The following is a 15243-nucleotide window of genomic DNA, read 5'->3' on the forward strand; positions in this document are numbered from 1 at the left end:
GGCTTCCAAAGCGGACGGGAGTTAGCACCGTTGTCTCGGAGTGAGGTGTATTATCTTTTATTGTCAGCTAATTATCGCTGTCCGGTGAAAGGGAATCAGGTAACATGTTGAGAATGATTCTGTTTAGTTTGTCCGGTTCGAAACAACGGTTGCCGGATTCTGTATAGCACTGAGATGAGAGCAGATATGGAACAATATGATGTAGTGGTTGCAGGCGGCGGTATGGTCGGTGCTGCGACTGCATTAGGACTGGCACAGCAGGGACTGAGCGTTGCCGTGATAGAAGGAAAGGAGCCTCAGCCTTATCACCCGGAACAGCCGATGGACTTGCGGGTGTCTGCGATTTCTCCTAATTCGGTTGCCCTCCTGACAAGGTTGGGAGCCTGGGACAACATCCTGAAAATGCGCCTTTGCCCTTTTAAGCGCCTGGAAACCTGGGAGCATCCTGAATGCCGGACACGCTTTAGTGCGGATGAAATGAATCTGGATCGGCTGGGGTTCATTGTCGAAAACCGAATAATTCAGTTAGGTTTATGGCAGCAGTTCAGTGATTACCCGACACTGACTTTGCTTTGCCCGGCTCGGATGGAGCAGGCTGAAGCAGTAGAAGGCGGATATCGGGTTGTACTCAGTGATGGCCGCTTGCTCCAGACACGATTATTGGTTGGTGCTGACGGGGCTAATTCGCAGGTTCGCCAACAGGCGGGAATCGGTATTACAGCTTGGGATTATCGTCAGCATTGCATGTTGATCAATGTTGAAACTGCATTGCCGCAACAGGATATAACCTGGCAGATGTTTACGCCTAATGGTCCCCGTTCTTTTTTGCCGTTGCCTGGCCATCAGGCTTCGCTGGTATGGTATGACAGCCCGCTGCGAATCCACCAGTTAAGTGGAATGACACCTGCGCAGCTGCATGAGCAGATCAAAGCACATTTCCCGGAAGAGCTGGGTGAGTTCAAGGTACTTAACCACGGTAGCTTCCCGCTGACTCGTCGTCATGCGCAGGATTACTCTAAACCGGGCGTGGTGTTGCTGGGCGATGCTGCCCATACGATCAACCCGCTTGCAGGGCAGGGCGTTAATTTAGGCTTCAAGGATGTTGATGTGTTACTGCATGAAATTGAGAAGGCCGGCAAAGAGTGGGCGGTGCCTTCGGTACTCAAAGCTTATGAACGTCGTCGTCGCCCTGATAACCTGTTGATGCAAACTGGAATGGATGTTTTCTATACCACGTTTAGTAATTCACTGCTGCCTATAAAACTGATGCGTAATGCCGGGCTTAAGTTAGCCGAACACGCAGGACCGTTGAAAAAGCAGGTTTTGAAATACGCGATGGGGATGTGATACCTGTTTTGCTTATCCTGAGATAGGTATAAGAAATTAAAGTGTTGGGTATAGGTAAAGAAAAAGCCGAGTGTTATCAAAACATTCGGCTTCACAACCAGAGAGATACGATCATTTGGTAGGTTGTAAAAACTGTAATCTACCATTTACTGTAGACAAAAGAAAACCCACCAAAAGGTGGGTTTCTAAATAATGGTGCGGAAGGAGAGACTTGAACTCTCACACCTTGCGGCGCCAGAACCTAAATCTGGTGCGTCTACCAATTCCGCCACTTCCGCAATGCTTACCGTCATAGACGTTAAGCTAAATAGTGGCAGGGCTACCTGGATTCGAACCAGGGGATGACGGGATCAAAACCCGTTGCCTTACCGCTTGGCGATAGCCCTACAGGGTGCTCTTTCGAGCGTTCTCTTTAAAAGAGAAGTCATCAGAGAGAATGGTGCGGAAGGAGAGACTTGAACTCTCACACCTTGCGGCGCCAGAACCTAAATCTGGTGCGTCTACCAATTCCGCCACTTCCGCATTTTGGTTTGCTGTTATCAGCAACTTCTCTGATTGTATTTTCAAGTTTGAAAATTGGTGATTCAAACTTTCAAATTTTGGTGCGGAGGGAGGGACTTGAACCCTCACGTCCTTGCGGACACTAGCACCTGAAGCTAGCGCGTCTACCAATTCCGCCACCACCGCACAGTGGTATCATCTTTCGAAAGGAAAGATGGTGGCTACGACGGGATTCGAACCTGTGACCCCATCATTATGAGTGATGTGCTCTAACCAACTGAGCTACGTAGCCATTTTGTTTTAAGGTTGCTGACTATACACGATAATCAACACCTTGAAAAGGTGGCAGGGCTACCTGGATTCGAACCAGGGGATGACGGGATCAAAACCCGTTGCCTTACCGCTTGGCGATAGCCCTACAGGATGCTCTTTTCGGAGCGTTCTCTTTAGCAGAGAAGTAATCAGAGATAATGGTGCGGAAGGAGAGACTTGAACTCTCACACCTTGCGGCGCCAGAACCTAAATCTGGTGCGTCTACCAATTCCGCCACTTCCGCATTTTGGTTTGCTGTTGCCAGCAATTTCTCTGATTGTATTTTCAAGTTTGAAAATTGGTGATTCAAACTTTCAAAATATGGTGCGGAAGGAGAGACTTGAACTCTCACACCTTGCGGCGCCAGAACCTAAATCTGGTGCGTCTACCAATTCCGCCACTTCCGCATATTTTGTTGCTCATGCCAAAGGCATAAGACTTGAATTTTGGTGCGGAGGGAGGGACTTGAACCCTCACGTCCTTGCGGACACTAGCACCTGAAGCTAGCGCGTCTACCAATTCCGCCACCACCGCACAGTGGTATCATCTTTCGAAAGGAAAGATGGTGGCTACGACGGGATTCGAACCTGTGACCCCATCATTATGAGTGATGTGCTCTAACCAACTGAGCTACGTAGCCATTTTGTTTTAAGGTTGCTGACTATACACGATAATCAACACCTTGAAAAGGTGGCAGGGCTACCTGGATTCGAACCAGGGGATGACGGGATCAAAACCCGTTGCCTTACCGCTTGGCGATAGCCCTACAGGATGCTCTTTTCGGAGCGTTCTCTTTAGCAGAGAAGTAATCAGAGATAATGGTGCGGAAGGAGAGACTTGAACTCTCACACCTTGCGGCGCCAGAACCTAAATCTGGTGCGTCTACCAATTCCGCCACTTCCGCATTTTGGTTTGCTGTTGCCAGCAGTTTCTCTGATTGTATTTTCTAGTTAGAAAATTGGTGATTCTAACTAAAGAATAATGGTGCGGAAGGAGAGACTTGAACTCTCACACCTCGCGGCGCCAGAACCTAAATCTGGTGCGTCTACCAATTCCGCCACTTCCGCAATGCTTACCGTCATAGACGTTAAGCTAAATAGTGGCAGGGCTACCTGGATTCGAACCAGGGGATGACGGGATCAAAACCCGTTGCCTTACCGCTTGGCGATAGCCCTACAGGGTACTCTTTATCAGAGTAGTCTCTTAATAATAAGAGAGAATGGTGCGGAAGGAGAGACTTGAACTCTCACACCTTGCGGCGCCAGAACCTAAATCTGGTGCGTCTACCAATTCCGCCACTTCCGCATTTTGGTTTGCTGTTGCCAGCAGTTTCTCTGATTGTATTTTCTAGTTAGAAAATTGGTGATTCTAACTAAAGAATAATGGTGCGGAAGGAGAGACTTGAACTCTCACACCTTGCGGCGCCAGAACCTAAATCTGGTGCGTCTACCAATTCCGCCACTTCCGCAACGCTTACCGTCATAGACGTTAAGCTAAATGGTGGCAGGGCTACCTGGATTCGAACCAGGGGATGACGGGATCAAAACCCGTTGCCTTACCGCTTGGCGATAGCCCTACAGGGTACTCTTTATCAGAGTAGTCTCTTAATAATAAGAGAGAATGGTGCGGAAGGAGAGACTTGAACTCTCACACCTTGCGGCGCCAGAACCTAAATCTGGTGCGTCTACCAATTCCGCCACTTCCGCATGTTTTACATCATCCCGGCAAAAGGGAGGATGGTGGCTACGACGGGATTCGAACCTGTGACCCCATCATTATGAGTGATGTGCTCTAACCAACTGAGCTACGTAGCCATTTTGTTTTAAGGTTGCTGACTATACACGATAATCAACACCTTGAAAAGGTGGCAGGGCTACCTGGATTCGAACCAGGGGATGACGGGATCAAAACCCGTTGCCTTACCGCTTGGCGATAGCCCTACAGGGTACTCTTTTTAAGAGTCATCTCTTAACGAAGAAGAGATAATGGTGCGGAAGGAGAGACTTGAACTCTCACACCTTGCGGCGCCAGAACCTAAATCTGGTGCGTCTACCAATTCCGCCACTTCCGCATATTTTACATCATCCCGACAAAAGGGGAGGATGGTGGCTACGACGGGATTCGAACCTGTGACCCCATCATTATGAGTGATGTGCTCTAACCAACTGAGCTACGTAGCCATTTTTAAGAATGCCGACTATAAATGACAATCAACACCTTGAAAAGGTGGCAGGGCTACCTGGATTCGAACCAGGGGATGACGGGATCAAAACCCGTTGCCTTACCGCTTGGCGATAGCCCTACAGGGTACTCTTTCTAAGAGTCATCTCTTAACGAAGAAGAGATAATGGTGCGGAAGGAGAGACTTGAACTCTCACACCTTGCGGCGCCAGAACCTAAATCTGGTGCGTCTACCAATTCCGCCACTTCCGCATATTTTACATCATCCCAATAAAAAGGGAGGATGGTGGCTACGACGGGATTCGAACCTGTGACCCCATCATTATGAGTGATGTGCTCTAACCAACTGAGCTACGTAGCCATTTTGTCTTTCCCAACCCCGGTCTTTCTTAGTGACCGTTGTCTCGGGAACGGGGCGCATTATGCTCATCCCAGCTAATAGCGTCAACAGTTTTTTTTAATATCTTCAGAAAACACGTTTGTTCGCTTGATATTTGGGCGAAATGGGCGAATGCCAAACTGACATTCTTATTTTTAGGCCTAATTCACTGGGTTTGAAGGGGTTGCACTCTTTTCACTTAATTGTCAGAGAGATAAAAAATAAGCCAGCAACATGGCTGGCTTACTTACTTTTGTCTGTTATTTGCCTTGTTGGGCAGTTGCAGAATTAAACGTTGAAGCGGAAGTGAATTACATCGCCGTCCTTAACGATGTAGTCTTTACCTTCAAGACGCCATTTACCGGCATCTTTCGCACCGCTTTCACCTTTGAATTCGATGAAGTGGTCGTAACCGATAACTTCTGCACGGATGAAGCCTTTTTCGAAGTCGGTGTGGATCTTACCGGCAGACTGTGGCGCAGTTGCACCTACAGGGATAGTCCATGCACGTACTTCTTTAACACCGGCTGTGAAGTAGGTCTGCAGGTTAAGCAGTTCATAGCCAGAACGGATCACACGGTTCAGGCCTGGTTCTTCAATGCCCATGTCCGCAAGGAATTCTTCACGGTCTGCATCGTCAAGCTCCGCGATTTCAGATTCGATTGCCGCACAAACAGGAACAACGACTGCGTTTTCTTTCGCAGCGTGCTCGCGAACCATGTCCAGGTACTCGTTGTCTTCGAAGCCGTCTTCGTTAACGTTCGCGATGTACATGGTTGGTTTCAGCGTCAGGAAGTTCAGGTAGCTGATAGCTGCAAATTCTTCTTTTGTCAGCTCAACAGAACGTGCCATACCACCTTCTGTCAGTGTCGGAAGCATTTTTTCCAGTACCGCGATTTCGAATTTAGCGTCTTTGTCGCCGCCTTTTGCACGTTTTGCTTGGCGCTGGATTGCACGTTCACAGGTATCAAGGTCAGCTAGTGCAAGTTCAAGGTTAATCACCTCGATGTCATCCAGCGGGCTGATTTTACCAGCAACGTGAACGATGTTGTCGTTTTCGAAACAGCGAACTACGTGGCCGATTGCATCTGTTTCACGGATGTTTGCCAGGAATTTGTTACCCAGACCTTCACCTTTCGATGCGCCGGCAACCAGGCCTGCAATATCAACGAATTCCATTGTGGTAGGCAGTACGCGTTCAGGATTGACGATTTCCGCCAGTGCATCCAAACGCAGATCTGGCACTGGTACAACGCCGGTGTTTGGTTCAATAGTACAGAACGGGAAGTTCGCAGCTTCGATACCCGCTTTTGTCAAGGCGTTGAATAGTGTGGACTTACCTACGTTAGGCAGACCGACGATTCCGCATTTAAAACCCATGGTTTGAAACCCTTTTGGTGATGATTCTGTGAAACAACTATGCCAATAACGATAATTTAGTACCGCATGGGCAGAGCAATATTATATTAGAGTGAGTACATTATTCAGCTTTGAATGAATGTAGTCGGTTTTGCGCTTTGTTAAGGCCATCTTTTAGCAGGATATCCATGCAGCGAACGGCTTCATCAACCGCAGCATCGATATTGTCCTGCTCTTTGGCCGGCGCTTTGCCCAGTACAAAGCCGGACACTTTGTTTTTGTCGCCCGGATGGCCGATGCCAACACGAAGGCGGTAGAAATCTTTGTTATTGCCCATCTTGCTGATGATGTCGCGCAGGCCGTTGTGTCCACCGTGGCCGCCGCCTTTCTTGAACTTGGCCACGCCCGGTGGTAAATCCAATTCATCATGTGCAACTAAGATCTCTTCTGGCTTGATCTGGAAGAACTTAGCCAGAGCCGCCACAGATTTACCTGACAGGTTCATAAATGTGGTCGGGATCAACAAGCGAAGATCGTGGCCGTTAGCCTGGATCCGGCCGGTCAGGCCAAAGTATTTTGATTCTTCCCGTAGGCTGATGTTATGCACTCGGGCAAGTTCTTCTACTACCCATGCTCCCGCATTGTGGCGGGTTTTAGCATATTCGGCGCCAGGGTTAGCCAGGCCAACTAATAGACGAATATTGTTACTCACGCTGGTCTCTCAAGTCTTAGGGGCTTAAAACGCGCGATATGTTATACCAAACCGCGCCAGATTGATATCACTGGACGCAAAACGCCCCGCAGATTGCGGGGCGTCAGGATGTTTTGCTGCTGTCAGTTCAGGTCGACAGCATGAGCAGATTAGTGCTCGAACATCGCAGAGATTGACTCTTCGTTGCTGATGCGGCGAATAGCTTCAGCCAGCATGCCAGACAGAGTCAGGACAGATACCTTACCGGTGTCAACCATCTCTTTAGACAGGGTGATAGAGTCAGTCACGATCACTTCGTCGATCACAGATTCTTTGATGTTTTTTGGTGCGTTACCTGAGAATACCGGGTGAGTTGCGTAAGCGAATACACGCTTAGCGCCACGTTCTTTCAGTGCTTCAGCTGCTTTACACAGTGTACCACCGGTGTCGATCATATCGTCAACGATGATGCAGTCGCGGCCTTCAACGTCACCGATCAGGTGCATTACCTGAGAAACGTTCGCACGTGGACGACGTTTGTCGATGATAGCGATATCTGTGTCATCCAGTAGTTTCGCGATAGCGCGTGCACGAACCACACCGCCGATATCAGGGGAAACAACAACTGGATCTTCCAGGCTTTTCTCTAGGATATCTTCCAGCAGAACAGGGCTACCGAATACGTTATCTACAGGAACATCGAAGAAGCCCTGGATTTGCTCTGCGTGAAGGTCAACAGTAAGAACGCGGTCAACACCAACGTTAGAAAGGAAATCGGCAACAACTTTTGCCGTAATTGGTACACGGGCTGAACGGACACGGCGGTCTTGGCGGGCATAGCCGAAGTAAGGGATTACAGCGGTAATACGTCCTGCAGAAGCACGGCGAAGTGCATCGATCATTACAACCAATTCCATTAGGTTGTCATTGGTTGGCGCACAAGTTGATTGAATGATGAATACGTCGCTACCACGAACGTTCTCATTAATCTGAACACATACTTCACCATCGGAAAAGCGGTTAACTGTAGCGTCTCCTAGTGAGATGTAGAGACGGTCAGCGATGCGTTGGGCTAGTTCTGGTGTGGCGTTACCAGCAAACAGCTTCATATCAGGCACGGTGGAAACCTCAGGTTGCGTCCAAGTTGTAGTTACTGACTATCCTTAGAATTTGCGTGCAAGGCTGTCAAAAGAGGAGATGTGTTGACACCTTTAGCGACGAATCCTTGGAGCCAGCCAGGTAAATTTTTCAGTGTTGCAATGGCCTCTTGATGAGTGCTAAATTCAGCAAAAACACAAGCGCCAGTGCCGGTCAATCTTGACGGCGCGTATTCTAACAGCCACGAAAGCGCCTTATCAACCTTAGGGTGCAGTCTTCTAACGATTTTTTCGCAATCGTTTTCGTAAACCCCCGCCAATAGTGCTTCCAGCGACCTTTTTTCCGTGTCACGGGTGAGTTCCGGATGGGTGAAAATATCAACAGTTGCAATGCTGACGTCCGGTTTTGCCACTAAATACCACTTTTCTTCAGGCTCTGCCGGCTGCAGTTCTTCCCCGACACCTTCGGCAAATGCGCTGAATCCGCGAACGAAAACCGGCACATCGGCACCGAGTTTTAGGCCGATTTCTGCCAGTTCATCAACACTCAGGTTGGTTTGCCAAAGGTAGTTGAGGGCAACCAGTGCTGTTGCTGCATCGGATGAACCGCCACCCAGACCACCGCCCATCGGCAGAATTTTATCCAGATGAATGTCCGCACCGGCTGTGCTTCCGGCTGCGCGGCGTAGGGTATCGGCTGCGCGGTAGATCAGGTTATCCTCTGTTTTAACTCCTTCGATAGCAGGAGACAGGTTGATTACACCAGAATCATTGGCGGTGATGGTCAGGGTGTCACTGTGCTCAAGGAACTGAAACAGAGTCTGTAATTCGTGGTATCCGTCTGGGCGGCGACCAGTAATGTAAAGGAACAGGTTAAGTTTGGCCGGTGCCGGCCAGCGGGTTGTGCGGGTGATCATAGTGTTGCTCATGCTTTATTGTTGTTCCGGTATTAGCCAGTCATTGATGACGAGGGTAATTTTAACCTGGCCTTGTGACAGTAGCATGCGGGTGGGTAGGGCCGGCGTCACAGACGTGTCGTATTCGTTGTAATCAAGCTGCCACAGTTGATCATCAATCTGTTTGGCCAGGTAGGCGACCCGGTTTTCGCTGTTGAGCTGATAGGTATCTGCGGCAGTCGGCAGGCCAATCAGCCAGTCACGCATTTGTTCGACCGGCAGGTTAATGTCAGTCAGTTGGCGAATAAGGCTTGAAGCATCAGTACCGCGGTGTATTGCACCGTCGTGCGAAACAAGAGTGACGCGAACCGGAGTTGCATCAAGTTTAAGCAGGGTTTTCCCAAGGAAGTTGGTCAGTAGTAAGTGGTCTGCCTGTGGTGATGAACGCCATACCAGATTAGCACCGAAACGCTGTTTTCCCCGGTAACCCAGTTTACCTTTGGCTTGATATTGATTCAGTTGTTCCAGTGATGCCTGATGAATCTCCCAGTCAACCGTCGGTACATTGACTGGTTGGGTTGCACAGCCAGCCAGGGCAGAGAGAAGAAAAGCGCCCCCCAGCAGTTGCCGGACCGGACGTGAAAACCGATCTGAAAATGAGAACGATGGCATAATTTATGGTTATCTTGTGGGTTTAGGCAAACAATAGCGAGATTTGAGCCATAATACCAACTACAACAATGAATTGCTCATGTTGTTGCAGTGAAGAATTGATATCGGGACATCACTGGTACTGCGTGTAATCAGGCGGAACATTGTTTCGTGGGCGCTGTTTTTGTGGGGAATTTATGGTGTTCAAACCTGTTTGATAAGTCAGTAATGCCAGATTGATTGCGTTAGTTTCTTTAATTACGGTGGGGCATCAAGTAAAATCGCGCCCTGGATCTTTTTCACCGGCGAAGTTGGTACACCGTCTCCATGACATTGCTTGCATTAGGAATAAATCATAAAACAGCTTCGGTCGAATTGCGCGAACGTGTTGCATTTCCACCGGAAAAGCTGAAAAAGGCATTGCAGCAGTTAGAAGCCCACCCGGAAGTAAACAGCGGCGTTATCGTCTCTACCTGCAACCGAACAGAGCTTTACTGTGATGTGACACAGACCGGGCCGGGGATCCTCATTGACTGGTTGAGCCAATTTCACGAGCTTAGTGCTGAAGAGTTGATGCCAAGCTTGTATTTTCACGAAGAACAAGCGGCGGTGCGACACCTGATGCGTGTTGCTTGTGGTCTTGATTCTCTGGTGCTTGGTGAGCCTCAGATTTTGGGCCAGGTCAAGCAGTCCTACTCTGACTCCCGTGACCACGATGCGGTTCACGGCATGTTGGAAAAACTGTTCCACAAATCATTTACCGTGGCTAAGCGAGTGCGTACGGAAACTGATATCGGCGGTAATGCTGTATCGGTAGCCTTTGCCGCCTGTACGCTGGCCAAGCAAATTTTTGAATCCCTGTCTGATGCGACCGTCCTGTTGGTCGGTGCTGGTGAAACCATCGAATTGGTTGCCCGTCACTTGGTCGAGCAGGGGTGTAATAAGCTGATTGTGGCAAACCGAACCAAAGAACGCGCGGCTAACCTGGCGCTGGAATTTGGTGCGGAAGTGATTGGTTTGCCGGATATCCCTGACCATCTTCAACGAGCTGATATCGTGATCAGTTCAACAGCCAGTCCGCTGCCGATTGTCGGTAAAGGGATGGTTGAGAAAGCCCTCAAAGCTCGCCGCCATCAGCCAATGCTGCTGGTTGATATTGCCGTTCCGCGCGATATTGAACAGGAAGTCGGTGAGCTTAACGACGCATACCTGTATACTGTCGATGATTTGCACAGTATCGTTGAGAAGAACCGTGAGCAGCGCAAAGTTGCTGCGATTCAGGCTGAAGCCATAGTCAGCGAAGAGAGCGCCGCTTTTATGAGCTGGCTTCGCTCGCTTGAAGCGGTTGACAGCATTCGCCAGTACCGCTGTTATGCCGAGGAAATTAAACAAGAGTTGCTTAACCGTGGCCTTCAGGCGCTGGCAAACGGTGGTGAGCCAGAGAAAGTTTTGACAGAGTTAAGTAACAAGCTGACCAATAAACTCATCCATGCCCCGACCCGGGCAATGCAGCAGGCCGCCCATCATGGTGAGCCGGAAAAACTGGCGTTGATTCGTGAAAGTCTGGGTCTGGAGTCGCAAAAAAATTAATATCAGGCGCGCTCTTGCGCTGCCATTACCGGAACACAATTTAAGTCGATTATGAAACCGTCTATTTTAGTCAAACTAGAAACGCTGGTTGAGCGTTACGAAGAAGTTCAGCACCTGCTTAGCGATCCTGATGTGATCGGTGACCAGGATAAATTCCGTGCGCTTTCCCGTGAGTATTCACAACTGGAAGAAGTAACCAAGTGTTTCCAGGCTTATCAGCAGGCCAAAGAAGACCTGGCGACAGCTGAAGAAATGATGGCGATGGAAGACGATCCTGACATGCGTGAAATGGCGCAGGAAGAAGTTAAGGAAGCTAAGTCTGAAATCGAGCGTCTGGCAGATGAGCTTCAGGTTCTTCTGATCCCGAAAGATCCGAACGATGAGCGTAACTGTTTCATCGAAATCCGTGCCGGTGCGGGTGGTGACGAAGCGGGTATCTTTGCCGGTGACCTGTTCCGTATGTACAGCAAGTATGCGGAAAGTCGCGGTTGGCGTGTCGAAGTGATGAGCGCCAATGATGCAGAGCATGGCGGTTACAAAGAAATGATTGCCAAAGTGAACGGTGAAGGCGTTTACGGTACGTTGAAGTTTGAATCAGGCGGCCACCGAGTTCAGCGTGTACCTGCAACTGAATCCCAGGGCCGTGTTCACACTTCTGCCTGTACTGTTGCGATTCTGCCTGAAATTCCAGAAGCAGAAATTCCGGAAATCAACACTGGCGATCTGAAGATTGATACTTTCCGTGCATCAGGCGCGGGTGGTCAGCACGTAAACACCACGGACTCAGCTATCCGTATTACTCACTTGCCAACCGGTATTGTGGTTGAGTGTCAGGATGAGCGTTCTCAGCACAAGAACAAAGCGAAAGCGATGTCTGTTCTGGCGGCTCGTATTATCAAAGCGGAAGAAGAGAAGCGTCATGCTGAAGAAGCCAGCACACGACGTAACCTGCTGGGTTCGGGTGACCGTTCTGACCGTATCCGTACTTACAATTACCCGCAGGGCCGTGTTTCTGACCACCGTATTAACCTGACTGTTTACCGCCTGAACGAAGTGATGGAAGGTGAACTGGACTGTCTGCTTCAGCCTGTTCTGCAAGAGCACCAAGCCGATCAGCTGGCGGCGATGGCTGAGCAAAATTAATGTCACTGAGCATTGAAACGCTGTTGCGGCAGGCTGCCGCACAGCTAGCTGATGCGGGCTCTGAAAGCCCGCAAATTGATGCGGCAGTTCTGCTGTGTTACGTGCTGGATAAACCGCGTAGTTACTTGCTGACCTGGCCGGAAAAGATTCTCGACACTGAGCAGCAGGCTGCGTTTGATGCGGCATTGCAGCGTCGCTTGGCAGGTGAGCCAGTGGCATATATTGTCGGTGAGCGTGAATTCTGGTCATTGTCGCTGAAAGTCGCGCCGCACACCTTAATTCCACGCCCTGATACAGAGCGTTTGGTTGAGCTGGCGTTGGAGAAAATTCCGGCGGAACCATGCTCGGTGCTGGATCTCGGGACTGGTACAGGAGCGATTGCGCTGGCAATTGCTTCAGAGCGTCCGGATCTGCAGGTCACCGGGATTGACCTTCGTCCGGAAGCGGCGCAACTGGCTCGTGATAACAGCCAGAATCTGCAAATTACAAATACCCGTTTCCTTTCCGGAAGCTGGTACAGCCCTTTGACTGCCGACGAACGTTTTGCCGTTATCGTCAGCAACCCGCCTTATATTGATAAAACCGATCCGCACCTTGAACAGGGCGATGTGCGTTTTGAGCCGAAAAGTGCCTTAGTGGCAGATGAAAACGGCCTGGCTGATATACGTATTATCAGTGAACAGGGGCGTCAGTTCCTGCAACAGGGCGGTTGGCTGCTGATGGAGCACGGCTTCGAGCAGGGTGAGGCGGTAAGGGATATTTTACTGGAACTGGGATATAGCCAGGTCTCAACAGTACAGGATTATGCCGGCCTTGACCGGGTAACCATGGGCTGCTGGCAAGGATAGAGAGAACTAAAATATGTACGCTGCGTTTAAACACCTTCACATGACAGCCATTGCACTGAGTGTTCTGCTGTTTGTCGCCCGATACCTGATGGTAATGGCTAACTCGTCGCTGATTGAGAAAAAATTCCTTAAAGTCACGCCGCATGTTGTGGATACGTTGGTGCTGTTGACCGGTATTGTGCTGATTTTCATGACCGGTTTTATGCCGTTTACTGAATCCGGAAGCTGGCTGACGCAAAAGCTGAGTTGTGTTCTGGCTTATATTGCTTTGGGCTATTTCACTTTGCACCATGGCAAAAATAAGGTGTTCAAGACCTTTGCCTTCCTGGGCTCGCTTGGCTGGGTGATGGCCGCCGCAAAGATTGCTGTGACTAAAACATCATTTCTGGGGTAATCATGTTACGTTTTACTGATGAAGAACTGGAACAAATGCCGCTGGTGGAAGGTGCGCTGGAAATGACAGCCGCTGTTAAACCTGCGTTTCCGGCTGGCTGGGTACGTATCCAACTACGGAAACTTGCTCAGGAAGCTGAACAGGCATTGATGGATGAACTGAATCCGCATCTGCGTCTGGAAGGCTTGATCCGTTTGTTTTACCGCGAGTGGGGATTCCACGGTGACCATCAGCAGTACTTTTCTTCCGACAATGTTTTTCTGGATAAAGTACTGGAACGTAAGAAAGGGATCCCGGTAAGCCTGGGGGCTATATTCCTCTACCTTGCCCGACATCTTGATCTGCCGGTGACCAGTGTCGGCTTTCCGACTCAGTTTATCCTCAAGGTTGACTGGTATGACGGTGAGCAGCAATACATCAACCCATTTGACGGGGAGTACCTGAGCAAACATACGCTGCGTGCGTGGCTGAAAGGTCATCGCGGGCCGTTTGTTGAACTTCAGTCGTCGGATATGAATTCTGCTGAGAACAGCGATATCCTTACCCGCTGGCTGACGGTTATGAAGAGTGCCCTGCTTAGGGAGGAACATTTTGCCGACGCCCTGCGATGCAGCGATATGGTACTGTCATTCCGTCCGGGAGATCCGCATGAAATTCGCGATCGCGGCTATATTTATCAGCAGCTCGAATGCAGTCATGTGGCGGCAATGGATTACGAATATTTCATTGAGCAGTGCCCGGAAGATCCGGCGGCTGAGCTGCTGAAATTACAGGTTGAGGCTCTTTACGAAGAGCCTGTCACCCTACACTGATTGTTGGTGATACATTCAGGGGCAATAGCAACACTATTGCCTCTCTTTTTAGAATGAGAAGAGAAGATATGATGGAACAGAAAGTTGTTCGAGTTGGTGATATTGACGTTGCCAACGATAAGCCGTTTGTCCTGTTTGGCGGTATGAACGTACTGGAATCTCGTGATCTGGCAATGCAGATCTGTGAGAAGTATGTTGAAGTGACTGACAAGCTTGGCATTCCTTACGTATTCAAGGCGTCATTCGACAAAGCAAACCGCTCTTCAGTTCATTCATACCGTGGTCCGGGCATGGAAGAAGGCCTGAAGATCTTCCAGGAGCTGAAAGACACTTTCGGTGTGAAGATCATTACCGATATCCACGAGCAGTACCAGGCTCAGCCTGTTGCTGACGTTGTTGACGTGATCCAATTGCCAGCATTCCTGGCGCGCCAGACAGACCTTGTTGAAGCTATGGCCAAGACTGGTGCAGTGATCAACGTGAAGAAACCTCAGTTCATGAGCCCTGGTCAGGTGGGTAACATCGTTGAAAAATTTGCGGAGTGCGGTAACGAGCAGGTAATTCTGTGTGAGCGTGGTGTTCTGCATGGTTACGACAACCTGGTAGTGGATATGCTGGGCTTTGATGTGATGAAGAAGGCTTCTAAAGGCAGCCCGATTATCTTTGACGTGACTCACGCCCTTCAGTGTCGTGATCCGCTGGGTGCTGCATCTGGTGGTCGTCGTGAGCAAACAGTTGATCTGGCTCGTTCCGGTATTGCAACTGGTATTGCCGGCCTATTTATGGAAGCACACCCAACGCCGGATCAGGCGCGCTGTGACGGTCCATCTGCATTCCCGCTGGATAAACTGGAGCCGTTCCTGGCGCAGATTAAACAGCTGGATGATCTGATCAAAGGTTTCGAGCCTATCGATATTAAATAATCGGATTTATCCGGAAAAGCCAACAGCCCGGCAGGTTTACCTGTTGGGCTGTTTGTTTTTTGAGCAAATTTATAAAAAATAAAAAAAATGAAAATCGTAAAAATTTAGTGAATCTATCT

The 15243-nt window shown here is 49.5% G+C and carries 12 protein-coding genes and 25 tRNA genes; 7 read left to right on the forward strand and 30 right to left on the reverse strand.

Going from position 1 to position 15243, the window contains the following annotated elements:
* The first annotated feature begins 186 nt into the window (after window positions 1-186).
* Window positions 187-1347 carry a 2-octaprenyl-3-methyl-6-methoxy-1,4-benzoquinol hydroxylase gene (locus tag AACQ93_RS03985; RefSeq protein ID WP_064602377.1) on the forward strand — a complete coding sequence of 387 codons (1161 nt, stop codon included), beginning with the start codon at window positions 187-189 and terminating at the stop codon, window positions 1345-1347.
* A gap of 193 nt (window positions 1348-1540) precedes the next feature.
* Here the strand turns inward: AACQ93_RS03985 and AACQ93_RS03990 are convergent.
* From AACQ93_RS03990 to lolB, 30 genes are all read right to left on the reverse strand, one after another.
* Window positions 1541-1625 (reverse strand) — tRNA-Leu (locus AACQ93_RS03990).
* 33 nt (window positions 1626-1658) lie between these two features.
* A tRNA-Gln gene (locus AACQ93_RS03995) sits at window positions 1659-1733 on the reverse strand.
* 51 nt (window positions 1734-1784) lie between these two features.
* Window positions 1785-1869: transfer RNA gene (locus AACQ93_RS04000), tRNA-Leu, on the reverse strand.
* A gap of 78 nt (window positions 1870-1947) precedes the next feature.
* Window positions 1948-2034 (reverse strand) — tRNA-Leu (locus AACQ93_RS04005).
* 29 nt (window positions 2035-2063) lie between these two features.
* Window positions 2064-2140: transfer RNA gene (locus AACQ93_RS04010), tRNA-Met, on the reverse strand.
* Window positions 2141-2191: 51 nt separating this feature from the next.
* Window positions 2192-2266 (reverse strand) — tRNA-Gln (locus tag AACQ93_RS04015).
* A gap of 53 nt (window positions 2267-2319) precedes the next feature.
* Window positions 2320-2404: transfer RNA gene (locus AACQ93_RS04020), tRNA-Leu, on the reverse strand.
* A 78-nt stretch (window positions 2405-2482) separates the two neighbouring features.
* Window positions 2483-2567: transfer RNA gene (locus AACQ93_RS04025), tRNA-Leu, on the reverse strand.
* Window positions 2568-2607: 40 nt separating this feature from the next.
* Window positions 2608-2694 (reverse strand) — tRNA-Leu (locus AACQ93_RS04030).
* A 29-nt stretch (window positions 2695-2723) separates the two neighbouring features.
* A tRNA-Met gene (locus tag AACQ93_RS04035) sits at window positions 2724-2800 on the reverse strand.
* A gap of 51 nt (window positions 2801-2851) precedes the next feature.
* Window positions 2852-2926: transfer RNA gene (locus AACQ93_RS04040), tRNA-Gln, on the reverse strand.
* Window positions 2927-2979: 53 nt separating this feature from the next.
* Window positions 2980-3064 (reverse strand) — tRNA-Leu (locus AACQ93_RS04045).
* Between the two features lie 78 nt (window positions 3065-3142).
* Window positions 3143-3227 (reverse strand) — tRNA-Leu (locus AACQ93_RS04050).
* Between the two features lie 33 nt (window positions 3228-3260).
* Window positions 3261-3335, reverse strand: a tRNA-Gln gene (locus AACQ93_RS04055).
* Window positions 3336-3380: 45 nt separating this feature from the next.
* Window positions 3381-3465, reverse strand: a tRNA-Leu gene (locus tag AACQ93_RS04060).
* A 78-nt stretch (window positions 3466-3543) separates the two neighbouring features.
* A tRNA-Leu gene (locus tag AACQ93_RS04065) sits at window positions 3544-3628 on the reverse strand.
* 33 nt (window positions 3629-3661) lie between these two features.
* Window positions 3662-3736 (reverse strand) — tRNA-Gln (locus AACQ93_RS04070).
* 45 nt (window positions 3737-3781) lie between these two features.
* A tRNA-Leu gene (locus AACQ93_RS04075) sits at window positions 3782-3866 on the reverse strand.
* A gap of 31 nt (window positions 3867-3897) precedes the next feature.
* Window positions 3898-3974 (reverse strand) — tRNA-Met (locus AACQ93_RS04080).
* Between the two features lie 51 nt (window positions 3975-4025).
* Window positions 4026-4100 (reverse strand) — tRNA-Gln (locus AACQ93_RS04085).
* Window positions 4101-4146: 46 nt separating this feature from the next.
* Window positions 4147-4231: transfer RNA gene (locus AACQ93_RS04090), tRNA-Leu, on the reverse strand.
* 32 nt (window positions 4232-4263) lie between these two features.
* Window positions 4264-4340 (reverse strand) — tRNA-Met (locus AACQ93_RS04095).
* Between the two features lie 47 nt (window positions 4341-4387).
* Window positions 4388-4462: transfer RNA gene (locus AACQ93_RS04100), tRNA-Gln, on the reverse strand.
* 46 nt (window positions 4463-4508) lie between these two features.
* Window positions 4509-4593, reverse strand: a tRNA-Leu gene (locus tag AACQ93_RS04105).
* Window positions 4594-4625: 32 nt separating this feature from the next.
* Window positions 4626-4702 (reverse strand) — tRNA-Met (locus tag AACQ93_RS04110).
* A 306-nt stretch (window positions 4703-5008) separates the two neighbouring features.
* On the reverse strand, window positions 5009-6100 hold the full coding sequence (gene ychF / locus AACQ93_RS04115; RefSeq protein WP_007470740.1) for a redox-regulated ATPase YchF: 1092 nt from the start codon (window positions 6098-6100) through the stop codon (window positions 5009-5011).
* 100 nt (window positions 6101-6200) lie between these two features.
* Window positions 6201-6791 carry an aminoacyl-tRNA hydrolase gene (gene pth, locus AACQ93_RS04120; protein WP_007470739.1) on the reverse strand — a complete coding sequence of 197 codons (591 nt, stop codon included), beginning with the start codon at window positions 6789-6791 and terminating at the stop codon, window positions 6201-6203.
* A 149-nt stretch (window positions 6792-6940) separates the two neighbouring features.
* Window positions 6941-7888, reverse strand: a complete 948-nt coding sequence (locus AACQ93_RS04125; RefSeq protein WP_007470738.1) for a ribose-phosphate pyrophosphokinase — start codon at window positions 7886-7888, stop codon at window positions 6941-6943.
* 32 nt (window positions 7889-7920) lie between these two features.
* Window positions 7921-8796 carry a 4-(cytidine 5'-diphospho)-2-C-methyl-D-erythritol kinase gene (ispE, locus tag AACQ93_RS04130; RefSeq protein ID WP_064602380.1) on the reverse strand — a complete coding sequence of 292 codons (876 nt, stop codon included), beginning with the start codon at window positions 8794-8796 and terminating at the stop codon, window positions 7921-7923.
* 3 nt (window positions 8797-8799) lie between these two features.
* Window positions 8800-9435: a lipoprotein insertase outer membrane protein LolB gene (lolB, locus tag AACQ93_RS04135; RefSeq protein WP_084418941.1), complete on the reverse strand. Its 636-nt coding sequence runs from the start codon at window positions 9433-9435 to the stop codon at window positions 8800-8802.
* Window positions 9436-9741: 306 nt separating this feature from the next.
* Here lolB and hemA point away from each other — a divergent pair, with 306 nt between their 5' ends.
* From hemA to kdsA, 6 genes are all read left to right on the forward strand, one after another.
* Window positions 9742-11004, forward strand: a complete 1263-nt coding sequence (gene hemA, locus AACQ93_RS04140; protein ID WP_007470734.1) for a glutamyl-tRNA reductase — start codon at window positions 9742-9744, stop codon at window positions 11002-11004.
* A 51-nt stretch (window positions 11005-11055) separates the two neighbouring features.
* Window positions 11056-12147 carry a peptide chain release factor 1 gene (gene prfA, locus AACQ93_RS04145; RefSeq protein ID WP_007470733.1) on the forward strand — a complete coding sequence of 364 codons (1092 nt, stop codon included), beginning with the start codon at window positions 11056-11058 and terminating at the stop codon, window positions 12145-12147.
* Window positions 12147-12995 (forward strand): peptide chain release factor N(5)-glutamine methyltransferase, encoded by an 849-nt coding sequence (gene prmC / locus AACQ93_RS04150; protein ID WP_064602381.1) that lies wholly within the window; start codon window positions 12147-12149, stop codon window positions 12993-12995. Before prfA ends, prmC begins: the two co-directional genes overlap by 1 nt.
* A 13-nt stretch (window positions 12996-13008) precedes the next feature.
* Entirely contained in the window at window positions 13009-13389 is a 381-nt protein-coding gene (locus AACQ93_RS04155; RefSeq protein WP_007470729.1) for a SirB2 family protein, read from the forward strand.
* 2 nt (window positions 13390-13391) lie between these two features.
* Entirely contained in the window at window positions 13392-14201 is an 810-nt protein-coding gene (locus AACQ93_RS04160) for a SirB1 family protein (RefSeq protein ID WP_064602383.1), read from the forward strand.
* Between the two features lie 68 nt (window positions 14202-14269).
* On the forward strand, window positions 14270-15124 hold the full coding sequence (kdsA, locus tag AACQ93_RS04165) for a 3-deoxy-8-phosphooctulonate synthase (protein ID WP_007470725.1): 855 nt from the start codon (window positions 14270-14272) through the stop codon (window positions 15122-15124).
* The last annotated feature ends 119 nt before the right edge of the window (window positions 15125-15243 follow it).

The sequence above is a fragment of the Photobacterium sp. J15 genome, from assembly GCF_963870815.1.
GTDB classification, from domain to species: Bacteria; Pseudomonadota; Gammaproteobacteria; order Enterobacterales; family Vibrionaceae; genus Photobacterium; species Photobacterium marinum.